Origin of the sequence: Streptococcus sp. HMSC062H02, from assembly GCF_001813005.1 — a bacterium.
GTDB classification, from domain to species: Bacteria; Bacillota; Bacilli; order Lactobacillales; family Streptococcaceae; genus Streptococcus; species Streptococcus oralis_S.
Genome location: NZ_KV811122.1, coordinates 1 through 376, shown reverse-complemented (window position 1 = coordinate 376; position 376 = coordinate 1). Strand labels below are relative to the sequence as shown.

The following is a 376-nucleotide window of genomic DNA, read 5'->3' as shown; positions in this document are numbered from 1 at the left end:
CGACCTACAGTCCAGAGTTTACTAAGGTGACTCCAACTGGTAAAGATACTTCTTCAGTTAATATTAAGGGTCTTGTTCAAACAGGTACGCCAACATTTGAAGGTGGTAATCCGATTGTTCCAATCGATGAAACTGTGGCGGCGACATTTGAAGATGGATCAACTGAAAAAGTGATTCCAGGTGAAGGGACTTATGCAATCTCACCAGATGGCATCGTCACCTTCACTCCAGAAGCTAATTTTGTAGGAAAAGGAACAGGCGTAACGATTGTCCGCAAGGATAAGAATGGTACTCCAGTTACTGCAAGCTATCGCCCAACAGTTGTGGATCCATCTACTGGTCATGATACGGCTTCTACAGGAGCAAAAGGCCAACC

Annotated in this window: 1 protein-coding gene; it reads left to right on the top strand. The window is 44.7% G+C overall.

All coding sequences use genetic code 11. The features are described from left to right. The coding region (locus HMPREF2885_RS05985) for a hypothetical protein (RefSeq protein ID WP_261674089.1) at nucleotides 1-376 on the top strand (376 nt) is incomplete at both ends.